The 14,087-nt window shown below is 49.3% G+C and carries 11 protein-coding genes and 1 pseudogene; 1 reads left to right on the top strand and 11 read right to left on the bottom strand.

Annotation, left to right across the window (positions count from 1 at the left end; all coding sequences use genetic code 11):
• Positions 1-218: 218 nt before the first annotated feature.
• Positions 219-686 (bottom strand): annotated as a pseudogene (locus ACO6V1_RS09395) (transposase); the annotation flags it as partial.
• A gap of 380 nt (positions 687-1,066) precedes the next feature.
• On the opposite strand from ACO6V1_RS09395, the gene ACO6V1_RS09390 reads away from it, so the two are divergent.
• Positions 1,067-1,642 carry a hypothetical protein gene (locus ACO6V1_RS09390; protein ID WP_422450015.1) on the top strand — a complete coding sequence of 192 codons (576 nt, stop codon included), beginning with the start codon at positions 1,067-1,069 and terminating at the stop codon, positions 1,640-1,642.
• Between the two features lie 188 nt (positions 1,643-1,830).
• Here the strand turns inward: ACO6V1_RS09390 and ACO6V1_RS09385 are convergent, their stop codons facing one another.
• The 10 genes from ACO6V1_RS09385 to nrdB all read right to left on the bottom strand — a co-directional run bounded on the left by ACO6V1_RS09385 (position 1,831) and on the right by nrdB (position 14,017).
• Positions 1,831-4,479 (bottom strand): hypothetical protein, encoded by a 2,649-nt coding sequence (locus ACO6V1_RS09385; RefSeq protein ID WP_422450016.1) that lies wholly within the window; start codon positions 4,477-4,479, stop codon positions 1,831-1,833.
• A gap of 90 nt (positions 4,480-4,569) precedes the next feature.
• Complete coding sequence (yaaA, locus tag ACO6V1_RS09380; protein ID WP_422450017.1) at positions 4,570-5,358, bottom strand: peroxide stress protein YaaA; 789 nt, start codon at positions 5,356-5,358, stop codon at positions 4,570-4,572.
• 202 nt (positions 5,359-5,560) lie between these two features.
• On the bottom strand, positions 5,561-6,964 hold the full coding sequence (locus ACO6V1_RS09375) for a PhoH family protein (RefSeq protein WP_422460387.1): 1,404 nt from the start codon (positions 6,962-6,964) through the stop codon (positions 5,561-5,563).
• A gap of 270 nt (positions 6,965-7,234) precedes the next feature.
• The gene (gene rhlB, locus ACO6V1_RS09370) at positions 7,235-8,641 is read right to left on the bottom strand and encodes an ATP-dependent RNA helicase RhlB (protein WP_422450019.1); all 1,407 of its coding nucleotides are present in this window, start codon (positions 8,639-8,641) and stop codon (positions 7,235-7,237) included.
• A gap of 345 nt (positions 8,642-8,986) precedes the next feature.
• Positions 8,987-9,298, bottom strand: coding sequence for a hypothetical protein (locus ACO6V1_RS09365; protein ID WP_422450020.1), 312 nt, complete (start codon positions 9,296-9,298; stop codon positions 8,987-8,989).
• A 159-nt stretch (positions 9,299-9,457) separates the two neighbouring features.
• Positions 9,458-9,916, bottom strand: a complete 459-nt coding sequence (gene pyrI / locus ACO6V1_RS09360) for an aspartate carbamoyltransferase regulatory subunit (protein WP_101747838.1) — start codon at positions 9,914-9,916, stop codon at positions 9,458-9,460.
• A gap of 10 nt (positions 9,917-9,926) precedes the next feature.
• The gene (gene pyrB, locus ACO6V1_RS09355) at positions 9,927-10,859 is read right to left on the bottom strand and encodes an aspartate carbamoyltransferase (RefSeq protein WP_422450021.1); all 933 of its coding nucleotides are present in this window, start codon (positions 10,857-10,859) and stop codon (positions 9,927-9,929) included.
• 362 nt (positions 10,860-11,221) lie between these two features.
• Positions 11,222-12,379 (bottom strand): hypothetical protein, encoded by a 1,158-nt coding sequence (locus ACO6V1_RS09350; protein ID WP_422450022.1) that lies wholly within the window; start codon positions 12,377-12,379, stop codon positions 11,222-11,224.
• A gap of 131 nt (positions 12,380-12,510) precedes the next feature.
• Positions 12,511-12,795, bottom strand: a complete 285-nt coding sequence (yfaE, locus tag ACO6V1_RS09345) for a class I ribonucleotide reductase maintenance protein YfaE (protein ID WP_101747835.1) — start codon at positions 12,793-12,795, stop codon at positions 12,511-12,513.
• A gap of 91 nt (positions 12,796-12,886) precedes the next feature.
• Entirely contained in the window at positions 12,887-14,017 is a 1,131-nt protein-coding gene (gene nrdB / locus ACO6V1_RS09340) for a class Ia ribonucleoside-diphosphate reductase subunit beta (protein ID WP_422450023.1), read from the bottom strand.
• Between the last annotated feature and the right edge of the window lie 70 nt (positions 14,018-14,087).

The following is a 14,087-nucleotide window of genomic DNA, read 5'->3' as shown; positions in this document are numbered from 1 at the left end:
GACCCTGCAGGCTCCCAGTTTCTGATACCTCCTGAGCAACGCATTGGATTAGCTTCTCGCGCTTTGGTATACACCTGTTTCCGGTGCTTCAGGATTTCCTGATACTTTGCTCATGACGTTGTGTTGGTGTCACAAAGCGGATTGAGCTATGACGGTGTTCATTGTTATAAAACCGCTCAAACTTCAGCATCCACTGACGACTGTCTTCTGTAGAAGGTATCGAGCTTTTTTGACAGCACCAGCAGGGCAGCAGCTTCTGCCAACGCCTTGTCTTTACGGCGAAGCTCTTTTTCAAGGCTCTGGATGTGTTTGCGCTCTTGTTTTAATTGCTTGATTTCTTAGTCTTCATGCTGAGAAGTCTGATCAGCACCTGAAATACAAGCGTGCTTCCACTCCTTGACTTGTTGAGGGTAAAGCTCTTTTTTGCGACAGTATTCGCTCAACTCGGTTTCTGACAAAACTACGGTTTCAACGACCACGGCAAACTTACTTTCTGCCGATCATTGTTCTGATTTTTGTTCGCTTCCTGGCACAGGCAATCCTTTGTCCCGTAGTTTTTTACGCCAATTATACAGGGTTTATTCGCTGATACCTTCCTCTCTGGCAACATCCGGCACAGAGCGATTGTGTGGTGGTAACAGTTTTTTCAAAACAGCTGATTTACGTTCCTCTGAAAAACGAGGCATATTCAACGTCCATCGCCCACTGTTTGGTTTTTATTGGTTAATCAGTGAACGGGACAACTATCCTGACACAGCGGGAATGTCGGTCATGAGCATTTGTAAGATATATCTTAAAAATCTGTGAGTTATTTTGCGCTGTCAATAAAATGGCGTTGACGTATAAAATGGCATTTCTTTAGAGTTTACCTACCCAGAATTGGTTTGTCTAAATTACGTAAGTCGGCAATAACCAAAAAAGTTGGAATATATAAATCAAATACTGCTGCTACTAATGCTGCAACCCAGAGAAACCTGGACAATTTTACAGACAATAATTAGAAGTATAGGTAGCTGCTGGTTTTGAACTGGCAGCTTATTAGCTTTGCCTTCCGGTGAGCATTTTTATGTCTAGATTTATCGCTTTTTTTTCAGTGTTATTCTCTCTTCAGGTGCTAGCTTCAGATATTGAAAGCTATGAAAGGCATCTGTCTGATCGTTTGGAGGGAAGATTAAATGAGTTTATGGATGTTATTGAAAGCTCTACTTCGGATGATGAATATGCGCCATCCATCCATGCTACAGAGGAAGAGATTCTTGAGCATATAGCGCCATCGAAAGATTATAAATCAAGATTTTTAGAGGCTTTCTCACACCAACTGAAAGAAATTGATTCTGTGCTGTCGGAGTTATCGACCAGCGATTATGTAGAAGAAAAAGCTCAATGCGGTAGCGTGATTGAACGCTATAGACACAAAGAAATGGACATACTCAAGCAGTGGGAAAAAGGTTTTTCAGGGTTGCCTTTTGAAACAGCTGAGCAACGTGTGAATTTTTCTTCAAGAGTTAATGCATTTATGGCAATGCCTGCATTTCTGGCGGGAAATGTCACTAATGTGTATATAGCTTGCCTGTATCCTGAGTCGAAGCCATTGATTGTTTTTGATCCGGATAAAATGGGGAGTATGGTCCAATGGCACTGACTTAAGGCCTCAGCCCTTGATAATTCAAGGGCTGAGGCCTTAAGTCAGTGCCATTGGGTTATAACTGCATTTTCATGATCATAAAGCTCAAAGAACCCCGCAGACATGACAGATACGGGAACGTTATCGCCTAAAGGCGACATTACCGGTCAGCCAGGTTACATTGAACTCACCGGAATGTGTGGTGCTTAATTAAAATCGTCTTCTTTGTCTTTACCATCATTGGCTTGCCTGATTGGAAACAATCTCTTTCTCAGAGAACCAAACAGATCATTGGGGTTGGGTGCCTGCTCTTTTTTTTCCTTTGCCTCTTTTTTTGCCTCTTGGATTTGTTGCTCAATATCCTTGTCGCTGCTCTGACGCTTGTTATCCATGGCGGTAGCAGCGTTTTCCAGAGCTTTTTTGAATGTCTCACTGCCAAAGAAGCCCTGGTTTGATGGCTTGCTTTTAGCTCCGTTACCTGATTCCGTTTTGTTTGCGTTGTCCGGGCTATTGGCCTGAGCAGTGCTGGTTGATGCCGGAGCCTTCCTGGTCCTGGCGGACAATATTTCCTGGGATATTGGTGGAGGTACTGGTGGTGCAGCGGGAGCCAATGGCGTTGTGGCATCATTGTTCAAAATTGGCTGAGCGGTTTCTCCCGGTTCTTCTGGAGAGAGGGCGGCATTTATGTTGTTCAGGTCAGCGGTTACATCCTCCGGGAGCTGGTCATCAGATACGGACGAGTCTGTGATGTCGTCAGCATCCATGGTATCTGAACTTCTTCTCAGCATCTTTGCCACGGCGGCTTCCAACTCTGCTTTAAACTGGGCATCGTTAAACGTCTTGTTACCGGATGATGTGGTTTTCGTTTCGCCCTTTGGTACGGCAATGTTACTGGTTGCCTTGCTATTCGTCTGAGAAGAGCTTCTCTGCCCGGCCGGTAACTCATTCGCCGCAGGGAACGGTGGAAAGGAAACCGTTGTTTCAGCAGGCTTGTAACCGTTGGATGATAGTGCCGACTGGGAGGGCTGAGCCGTTTCTTCCATTGCTCTGTTTCTTGCCGCTACTTTTTCCATCAGTTCATCGATAAAGGGAAGGTGGCTATTTTCCAATCTCTCCGCCGTCTGAGCCCATTTCCTGGCAACATTGCTATCCAGAGTGTCAACTTCTTCTGGTGTTTTGGGTCTTCTGTCGGCCAGTTTTTTGGTCAATTCCGCCATGAGTTCGGGGTGACTCCCGGGCCGAGAGGCTTTTGGTGTGTTTGCCGTATCGTCATTGGGTGAAAGTCTGTCACTGGTTTGAGTGCTATTGCCTTCGATGGGCTGGTTTGGCTTTGTTGATTTTAGTTCCCTTTGTCTATTTTTTAGCTCTCTGAGCAGTGCTGCATGCAAGTTCTCTTGTTTTTCTGGCTGTCGGACTTGTGATTTGGCCGTCTGTTCCGTTATCGGGTCCGTTGACGGTTCTGCCTGTTGCAGTGCCATTGCTGGCTCAACGTCGGATTGTTCTGCCGGGACAGAGGCTGATTCCCGGATTTCTTCCCGGGCGAGGGATGGTGCTGGTATGGTTTCCGGCAAGGGGGAGAGACTATCAACGGGCATTGTTTCCTGTGGACTCTCTGCGCTGTCTGGTACGGCGTCAGTTTGCTCTTTCAAAGCTGAAACGGGCTCGGTGACAGCGAGGTCTTCTTCTGTTGGCATACTCTCTGTATGTTCAGCTGCGGGAGTGCTTTCTTGTTCTGTCTCCTGAATAAGTGGAGAGCTTTGCGCGACTGCGTCAGTAGCCTGCTGTTCACTCTTTGGTAAAGCCGGTTCGGCCTCTTCATGCGGAGGTGGAACGACGGTTTGCGAACTCACTAAAGGCAGTGGTACGGGATAAACCGGAGGTGGAGGCTGAGTGTTTACAGGTGAATCGGTGACTATGGGGGCAGCTGGCTTCTGTGCACCGGAAGAAGTTGTTGTGGTTAAGTCTTGCTCTTCAGGGTGACCATTACCTTTCTCAATACCCGGAGAATCTTCTCTGGCAGTGATAGCCGAACTTTCCTCTGTTGCTGGCCGGGCGCTTGTATCATGGTGCCTGGTCTCGACATAGCTTTTCTCAACGGGGTTTCGATGATGAACGGTGATTGCACACTTTCTGTTACTGAGCTTGTCAAACGCCTGTGCGCCTTCACCCTGGCCCAGGGTTTCCCTGCCCGCAATCTCGTTATCGTTGCGCACGAGGGACTGTCTTATTTCTTCGGCTTCACTGACACTTGCTTCTGTATTGGTATGCTGCTGACGCTTAAGGGCCTCTACGGTTTTTTCCATTAACTGGTCAAGATTCTTCTGGTTCTCCAATTCATCGCCCGGGGGTATCAGGCTCAGTGGTTTTTCGGACTGAGACTTAAGGGTGATTTTAACGCTAAGGCCAGCCGGGAACTCCATACTCCTGAGCATTGCCAGCACCTGCTCAGGGCTATTAGCTTGAGCTTTTTCCAGCGCTTCCAGCGAAATACCGACGACTTTCCTGGCGTTAATGGCACCAAGAACACTGTCTGCCCGTTGCAGTAAATCAGTCCGTTGCTGCAAAAGTTTTGCAGCCTGGCTATCCGGTTTATTCTCTTTTAAACCCGTCGTGTGATGAGCGGGTACCTGGGTCGCTTCTGTTTTTAGCGGCGATGGACTGTCTGCACCGGTTACCACGCTTTTCTGTTCCGCCAAGTAGCTTGTGGTATCGGCATTTTCAATTTTCCTGCCTCTATGGCTACCAACCGGTGCCTCAGCCTCTTTTGGCGTTGGCTCATAATTGGTGTGGACAGGGCCTGAACCCCCGACTCCTGGCGCTTGGTGACAAAGTGGGTTTCTGGGTAGTTTGAACATAATTAAGTAGGCTGGCCGGTAATATTGTTAGTGATATCGGCAGCAGGAGGAAATTGTTACCGGTCAGCTTTATTTAGCTGACCGGCGTTTTTATTTATTTTCTGCCCTGTCCCCTTCCCGGGTGAAAACCCACTCTTTATCCGAGGACATGGCCTCATTAAAGGCATAACCTTCATAGTTAAAACTTTTCATTTTTTCTGGCTGATCAATATTATGGTCGATAATATAGCGACACATCAGGCCCCGGGCTTTTTTGGCGTAGAAACTGATGATTTTATATTGACCGTTCTTCCAGTCTTTAAATACCGGCGTAATAATCTGGCCATTAATCTGCTTTGGCTGAACAGACTTGTAATATTCATTGGACGCGAGGTTGACCAGTACCTGGCTCTTCTGACTGGCCAGCTCGTTGTTCAGCTGCTCTGTAATCCTGCTTCCCCAGAACTGGTAAAGGTCTTTCCCCCGCTGATTGGCAAATCGCGTGCCCATTTCCAGACGGTAAGCCTGCATTAAATCCAGCGGGCGAAGCAGGCCATAAAGGCCAGAGAGAATTCGCAGGTGTTTCTGGGTAAATGACAGCTGCTTTTCACTCAGTGTTTCTGCGTCGAGACCGGTGTATACATCCCCCTTGAAGGCCAGTACCGCCTGCTTGGCATTATCCGGACTGAACGGTGTTGACCATGCCTGGAAACGGGCGGCATTGAGCTGGGACAGCTTATCACTGATGCTCATCAGGCTGCCAATCGCTGCCGGGCTTAATTCAAGGAGCTCTTCAATCAGTAGGGCGGACTGGTCAAGAAAGTCTGGCTGAGTGAATTTTCTTGTTGTGGGTGGTGTGTCATAGTCCAGGGTTTTCGCTGGAGAAATAACGAGCAGCATTCAACTCTCCCTGATTTTTCAAGCTTAAGATAATGATGACAATAGTAGAGCAGGGAGCGTTTCTTTAATAGGGTTGAATGGGTTAATAAGACCTATCATGTCCATTGATAATGGCTATCACTTTAAGAAGCAGGAGTGTGATCAATTTGTTAATAAATAGAAAGCCCCGGCGATCCGGGGCTTTGTCGTGAAGAGGAATGAGCTACAGATGGGTTTCAGCGTACGCTGCCAGTGGTGACCTTGGTACACCCTGAAGCTGCATTGAACCTCCATTGGGGAAATGCTTCAGGCGCTCAGTCATATAGGTTAAGCCGGAGCTGGTGGCGGCCAGATAAGGGGTGTCGATCTGGGCCAGGTTGCCAAGGCAGATCACTTTACTGCCGACACCGGCGCGGGTGATGATGGTTTTGATCTGGTGGGGAGTCAGATTCTGACATTCATCAATGATGATCAGACTCTGCTGGAAACTCCTGCCACGGATGTAGTTCAGGGATTTGAAATGCAGCGGTACCCGGTCGAGTATGTACTCCACACTGCTGTTGGTGGATTCGTCATCATTGTGCAGCGCTTCCAGGTTATCGGTAATAGCCCCCAGCCAGGGTTCCATTTTTTCAGCCTCGGTACCTGGCAGGAAGCCAATGTCTTCATCCAATCCCCGGGTGGAACGGGTGGCAATAATTCTCCGGTATTGTTTCGTGGCAATGGTCATTTCAATGGCGGCTGCCAGGGCCAGAATGGTCTTGCCAGAACCGGCGGCACCATTGAGATTCACCAGATGCACATCCGGGTCAAGCAGCAGATTCAGGGCCATGGCCTGGTTGATGTTCAAGGGTCTCAACCCCCAGGCTTCCTGATGCATCAGGCTTTCTCTGCTGTAGTGTTGAAGACTTACCTGGTCGTCCGATAGGTCAATGACTTTTGCTACAAACCCCTGGTCGTCTAAAAGGAACTTGTTGAGATACAACTCTTCGGCAAACTCACTTTTATCCAGGGTGTGAATGGTTTTGCCATCAAGCTGTACTGTTTTTACTTCATTGACCCGGTCCCAGAAGTTGCCTTCATAGTGGATATAACCTTTGGTCAGTAAGCCAATATCACTGACCAGCTGGTCACTGTGATAGTCTTCGGTAAGAATACCGCAGCCCCGGGCTTTGAGGCGCATATTTATGTCTTTGGTGACCAGTATGAACTGCCGGTCCGGATGGGCTTTCTGATACTGACAGATGTCGTTAATTATCTGGTTGTCGTTATTACTGCTGGGGAGTGTGGTGATTTTATCGTCGGCATGACTCATCATGATGGAGAGTGTGCCGGATGTTTCCTTGCTGTGGCTTCTCTGGATAGGGACTCCCTGCTCTATCTCCGCAGGTGTTGCAGTACCCAGAATATTATCAATCAGTCGTATGGCCTGACGACAGTCGGCGGCTATGGTTTGTTTGCCGTTCTTGAGTTTGTCCAGTTCTTCCAGAACGGTGATGGGAATGATTACCTGATGTTCTTCAAAGTTGAGGATAGAGTTAGGGTCGTGAATCAGGACGTTACTGTCCAGTATGTAGGTGGTTGTGATGGGTGAGTTTTCTGGCCTGGTTTCCAGGGCATGTCCCATAGGCAGCTCCCTTGTCTGTTTTTGGGTTACTCATATTTGATTCTTATCGAAAAGCGTTAATCCGGCAAGGCTAAATTTCGATGAAGAATAAAAAAATTTTTTTCTCCTCCTAAAGGGTTTAAGTGAATGTGTTTTACTCTTATGCTTGAAAGGATATATCGTATTTTTTTATAAAAATTTTACTGTTTTTTTGATCGATATTTCTTTTGATTATTACTGTTCTCTCCCATGTCAGCAGGCGAATCGTTAGCATTCGCCTGCTCTATTAGCTTATCGGTGCTTAGTGTTTCGGGGATCAACAAGAAGCTGTTCCGGTGGGTAGTCCTTCTTCAGTTTATCCCCGAGCAGCGCTTCAAGATCCGGAATCAGGAACGAATCATCTTCACAGGCAAAGCTGATGCTGGTTCCGCTCGCCCCCGCTCTCCCGGTTCTGCCAATCCTGTGGACGTAGTCATCAGGGTCTTCAGGCAGGTTGTAGTTGATCACATGGCTGATTCCGTCAATGTGGATGCCCCGGCCAGCAACATCGGTAGCCACCAGTACTGAAATTTTTCCGGAGCGGAAATCTTCCAGAGTCCTGAGGCGCTTGTTCTGGGGAACTTCGCCGGAGATTTGGTCTGCCCTGATCCCAACCTTTTGCAGCTGTTCGGTCAGCTTGCGGGTCTGGTCCCTGCGATTGGTGAAAACAATGACTTTTTCCAGCTGGTGATGGTTAATCAGGTTTACCAGCAGGGGAAACTTCTGTTCCGATGAGAGAATGTAAACCTTTTGCTCCACCGTGTCGGTGGCCACACTGTCAGGCTCAATCTCAACCTTTACCGGGTTCCAGGTCCACTGTTCTCCAAGCCTTAATACATCATCTGTGAATGTTGCCGAGAATAGCAGCGTCTGACGGTCTCCCGGTCTTGGCGTCATGCGGATAATACGCCGTACCTGCGGGATAAAACCCATGTCCAGCATGCGGTCCGCTTCGTCGATCACCATGACTTCAACCAGGTCCAGAAACAGGTCTTTACGCTCACAGTAGTCCAGCAGACGCCCGGGCGTGGCAACGAGAATATCCACATAATTTTCGCCGATACGTTTACGCTGTTTCTCATAATCCATACCACCCACCACGGTGACAACGTGCAGCGGAAGGTATTGGGTCAGGGCTTCAGCGTCCTTACCGATCTGCAACGCCAGCTCCCGTGTAGGGGCGATAATGACCGCGCGTGGCTCGCCCAGGTAGCGGGTATCCGGTGCCGGGGTGTCAATCAGCTGCTTGATCGTGCTGATCAGAAATGCTGCCGTTTTACCGGTTCCCGTCTGAGCCTTGCCGATCGCATCCCGACCCGCCAGAGTGCTGCCCAGCACCTCTGCCTGAATTGGTGTGCAGTACTTGAAGCCCTGGTCAGCAATCGCATGCATCAGTTCGCCGGGCAGGGCAAAATCATGAAAGCGGGTCTTTTCAGGGTCAGGCGCTACCTGGAACTGATCAATACTCCAGCTTTCCTGAGCCCGGGCAGGACGGTCTGACTTTCTGCTGCTTGTCCGCTTCGGACGCTTTGATGATTTGACGTTGTTTCTGGAATGCGCAGCCTGTTTTTTGCTGCCGGAAAGCGCTTTCTTCCCTTTTTCAGGGGAAGCGTCTTTACTCGCGCTGCTTTTCTTAAAAAATCCTAGAAAACCACTCAATGCCTTAATCTCGTTCCTTTCAGTCCTGAACAATGGCTTTACCAATTGGCAGCCGGGTGAGCCAGCTATAAGGATACAATCTTTATCCTGATCGTCGCAGAGATGGGCGAGGAAGAAGTTAGCTGGTTAATACCATGCCCACTTTACGGTGGGAGTGGGTATGGTATAGCGTGAGAGCAACCTTGAGAGGATCTTCACGGTAAATGACATGGCGTATTATCGCGCCGATTTAATGGACAAATCAAACGAACTGTACGGATTCGCGCGAATCATGGAAATAGTGTCTTTCCACCAGGCAAATCCGGCGACGGCTAAATGGGATGCCGTGCAGTTAACACGGTCTGGTCAATCGTCCTCGAATTTTCCCCACTCGCCAGATGGCTCATCATCCGCCCGCTTGCCCAGCCACAATTGTTCAGACTTGCCTTTTTTGGACACTTTTCTTTTTTTCCTTTCCAGCCACTGCTTGTTAAGAACCATCATCAAGCCAGGATCAGGCACTGGTCGTACCGTGAGATTTTTGAACAAGGCGGTGAAAAAGCTGGCTTCTTCAGCAAATTTCTGGTTCTTTTCCCCAACAGACTCCGCTCTTACAGGGTCTGGCATGCAGCGATTACCGATAAAATTAGATATTGGACAAGAACTCATAGTTGTCACCCACCATCTGGCTGAAAATTTAATAATAGGTAGAGATGCCGTGTCTGGAAGTTAGACATTGGTGGGAAAGGAAGGATTTTATTTTTTATTTCAATCAGTTGTTTGATCAGGCCGGAAATAGAAGGCGCTCTTTATCTGCCATTGAACGCCCTCTTGCCGTTATCTGAGTTCTGCCACAATTTCCTTGCTGAAGGATTTTTCGCAATAGTGGCACTTCAGCTGGATATCATGACTTTTCTGACGCAGGTAGAAATAGCTTGCCACCGGTTCATTATGCGTAATGCAGTTAGAGTTGGGGCAGGCAAACGCGGCTCTCAGCGTTTTCGGAATGGCCATGGTGAACTTATCCACCACCCGGTAATCATCAATCACGTTGATGGTTGCGCTGGGTGCGAACAGTGCCAGTTCATTGGCCTCCTGTTCGGTAAACATCCGTCCCTCGACTTTTATAATATCTTTGAAGCCCCGGGCTTTACTGGGCAAATTAAAGCCCACGGTAATACGTGCTTCACTGTTCAGCAGATGAAGACGGTCAAGGATTTTTACCCCCTGTCCCGCCGGAATATGGTCGATGACAGTGCCCTGGCAGATGGCTTCAACCTGAAGTTTGTTACTCATCGATCATTCCTCACATCTGGTCATCAAAGGATTCATTGAGAATCAGGGCCAGCAGGGCCTGACGGGCAAATACCCCGTTTCGGGCCTGTTCAAAGTAATAGGCGTGGGGGGTTTGATCGACTTCAACGGCTATCTCATCAACCCTTGGCAGCGGGTGCAGTACTTTCAGGTGTGCAGGTGCCTGTTTCAGGGTTTCATTGGTCAGTACATAGTTTGAGGCGATGTGCTTATACTCGGTTTCATCGAATCGCTCTTTCTGAACCCGGGTCATGTAGATGATATCTGTATCGGCAACCACTTCTTCGATGCTTTCCGCCCGACGCCAACGGATGCCTTTTTCATCCAGTTCCTGCAGGAGGTAGTCCGGCATTGCCAGTGCATCCGGGGCAATAAAATTAAATTCTGCGTTAAAGTGGGTCAGGGCCTGAGCCAGGGAGTGCACCGTCCGGCCATATTTCAGGTCACCGACAAAGGTGACTTTCAGGTTATCCAGTCGACCCTGGCACTCGCGAATACTAAACAGGTCCAGCAGGGTTTGGGTTGGGTGCTGGTTGGAGCCGTCGCCGCCATTGATAATGGGGACACTGGAGAATTCCGAGGCCAGCCGGGCAGCACCTTCCTGAGGGTGGCGCATCACCACCGCATCGGTATAGGAGCTGATGATTTTGATGGAGTCCGCGAGGGTTTCCCCTTTTTTGGCAGAGGTGTTGCCACCGTCAGCAAAACCAATCAGGGTGCCGCCTAACCTCTGAACGGCTGTTTCAAACGAGAGGCGTGTGCGGGTGGATGCCTCAAAAAAACAGCTGGCAATCACTTTGCCCTGCAATAGACCGGGGCGTGGCGTGTGTTTGAGTTCAGCTGCCACTGCAAGAATCTGTTCCATATCTTCCCGGGTAAGGTCGGCTATGGAGATAATGTTCCTGTTAAAGAACCTGTTTCCCATGGGGGTAATACCTGTCGCCTTTGGTCATTTTCAAGTCAAAAAAAAGCCCCTGGATCAAGGGGCTTTATTTTGCAATACAGATAAAGTGGTTAGCACCAGTAATAAGGATTCTGCTTGTTCTTTTGATTGACTGACGGTTCATGTGCAGTGTCATCGAAACCTTATCCCGGGTGAGTGTCGTTCAGGTTAACTCTTTTTGGTCAATCAGTCAGCTTCTTTGTTGGGTAAAAGCAGTCCGGTTGACAAATTGTATGGCATTTTACACTTCAACTGTCGTTGGTCAAGGGATTTCAGTGTTCTGGCCAGGGGCGGCGGCCTGACCGGAGACTGGCCAGTCCCGCTCACGCTCTTGTCTGAAGAAATTACCAGGGGAGATCAAGCTTTAAACTTGCCTCAAATGCCCTTAGAACCGACTCTTTGGAGTGTAAGATCCAGATGCTGGTGACAAAGTTATAAAAGGTGTCCAGCCAGCTGTCATGATGGTTCAGCTGGTAGATATGTCGTATGTTGGTTTCAAGCCCGCTGGAAGGAATCTTCATCCCGGCAACCACCACCTTGTTCGGCGGCAGTTTCCATCGGGAATATCGGCTGAGCGGATTATAGTCCTGTCCATGAAGAAAGCTGCCTTCAACATAGGAGTGATGAATTCTGGCCAATCGGCTGTCGGGCATACCTGCCAACCAGCTTGGGTGAATACCGTAGCTGTTGAAAATGTAGGCTTGCTCAATGGTCTCGGATATTGACATGGCGGCCTGGGCAATAGCGCCGCTGAAGGAGTAACCGGTTATCTCCACTGAATGGTCCGGATACATATCTTTCAGGGAATCAGCGAGATCGCTGATATCCTGCAGCTGTTTTACCGCAAGAGAGCAGGGAGAGCTGCCGGGGTGAGCGGGTTTTGATTGGGTAACCAGGCATTGGACAGCCTCATCGGACTTTTCACCGGCCAGGGCCAGAACGATCTTGCTCTTGGTCTGGGCGTTGGATGAAGGGTCTTCAGTCAGTTTAAATACCCTGACCTTGATGTTCGAGTCCGGGATAGTGACCTGGCCGATTATCTGGTGGCGGGTCTGGCCAGATTTTCGTTTCTCCTCGGCGGTGCTGGTAAAATGGGGCTGCCATTGCTCAGGGATGGCTTCCGGGTCCGCCACGAATAGAAACTGTCTGGAGCCCAGGTAAGAGAGCCTGAAAATAGCAAATATCTGTTTTTCCGGATCATCGGAGGTCAGGATTGCGTCCATTTCGGAAAAATAGCTCATCAAGGCATAGGGGTAACGCTCCAATAGCAGTTCAGTGGTGGCCCGGTAGTCTACGGTTCTTTTTTGAACGGTTTGCTGTTGATCGTTTTCATTGGATTCGGGCGTTTGTTCAGGCTCCATGCCGGAATTGGCGGGTGGCGGCGCAGTCCATTCAGCGGTGATGCCAGACGCCTGTGGCGTGGCGTCAGCAATAGCGAACAAACTGAGAATGCTCAGCAGTAAGGGGACTGCAATGATTAGGCGTATAGAGTTAGGGTGCATGGGGCTTTCCTGACCAATATAAAACCAGAGGTTAATAACTATGACCAGAAAAAGAGGCTAACGTTCAAATTTAAAGGTGTGAGGGGATTAATCAAAGCGCCTGATCCGCTGATGAGGGTGGAATAACAGGCTTACAAGTTGTGTTTCTTCATTTTGCACCCGCCCGGGATTTCAATGGTGACGTCACTGTTCAGCTGGCAGCAGCAGGTCAGTATTTTTCCTTCCGGAATAAAGGCGATGGGGTCGGTGGTATAGGTGACTTCACCATCAACAAGGGTGACCTGGCAGCTGCCACAAAACCCTTCACGGCATTGATACTCCATGTCGACGTTTTCCTGCTCAAGGGCTTCCAGAAGCGTCAGCTCTTTGCGGGGAATAAAGCTGAAGCCTTCAAGAATCTTAACAATATGAGCCATGGTGTTTCGCCTGTATCAGCCAGGCTTGAAACAGGCCTGGCTATGGGACGTTGGGTATCGGAACTGCTTACACTGTTTTTTAATGCAGGACTTATAGCGAAAAGTTGCTGAAATCTTCGGACTGCACTTCGCTGTCTATTTGTCCAACCAGGTAGGAGCTGACCTCCACCTCCTGAGGCGCAACCTGAACGTTGTCGCTGTTAAGCCAGCTGTTCATCCAGGGCAGAGGGTTCTGTTTGATGGCAAACGCCGGTTCAAAGCCGACGGCAACCATCCGCTGGTTGGTGATGTATTCAACGTACTGGCCAAGAATGTCCCGGTTCAGGCCAATCATGGAGCCATCACGGAACAGGTAGTCTGCCCAGTCTTTTTCCTGTTCTGCCGCGTCGATAAAAATCTGCCTGGCCTGGTCTTTCAGCTCACGGGCAATCACTGCCATTTCCGGGTCATCTTTGCCATCGGCCAGCAGTTGCAGGATATGCTGGGTGCCGGTCAGGTGAAGAGCTTCATCGCGGGCGATCAATTTGATGATTTTGGCATTGCCCTCCATTGTGGAGCGCTCGGCAAAGGCAAAGCTGCAGGCAAAACTGACGTAAAAACGGATCGCTTCCAATACGTTCACAGACACCACAGTGAGGTAGAGCCTGCGCTTCAGGTCGGTAATGCTGATGTTGATTTCTTCGCCGTTAACGGTGTGTTTACCTTCACCCAGCTGATGGTAAAGGCTGACACCTTCGATCAGGGCGTCGTAGTAGCGGGTGATGTCCCGGGCGCGTTTGGTAATCGCCTCATTGGTCACGATATCGTCGAAGATACGGGCCGGTTCGGTGACGATATTGCGGATAATATGGGTATAGGAACGGGAGTGGATGGTCTCACTGAAGGCCCAGGTTTCGATCCAGGTTTCCAGTTCCGGCAGGGAAACAATAGGCAGCAGGGCAACGTTCGGTGAGCGGCCCTGCACCGAGTCCAGTAGGGTCTGGTATTTCAGGTTGCTGAGAAAGATGTGCCTTTCATGATCGGGAAGCGCAGCAAAGTCACGGCGATCGGTTGAGAGGTCCACCTCCTCAGGACGCCAGAAAAAGGAGAGCTGCTTCTCAATCAGCTTCTCAAAGATCGGGTATTTCTGGACATCATAACGGGATACATTGACATTACGGCCAAAGAACATGGGCTCCTGAGTAGCATTGAAGTGTTCCCGGTTAAATGTGGTGTATGTCATTGTTCGATTTGCCCCAATTCAGTGGTTTCCGCGTATGGTTTGCTGGCCTGGGAGCCTGTCGGACTTAAGG

Source organism: Endozoicomonas sp. ALC013, assembly GCF_049310205.1.
In the GTDB taxonomy this organism is placed as follows: Bacteria; Pseudomonadota; Gammaproteobacteria; order Pseudomonadales; family Endozoicomonadaceae; genus Endozoicomonas.
Note: the sequence above shows the minus strand (reverse complement) of the source record. Positions and strands in the feature narration are given on the sequence as shown.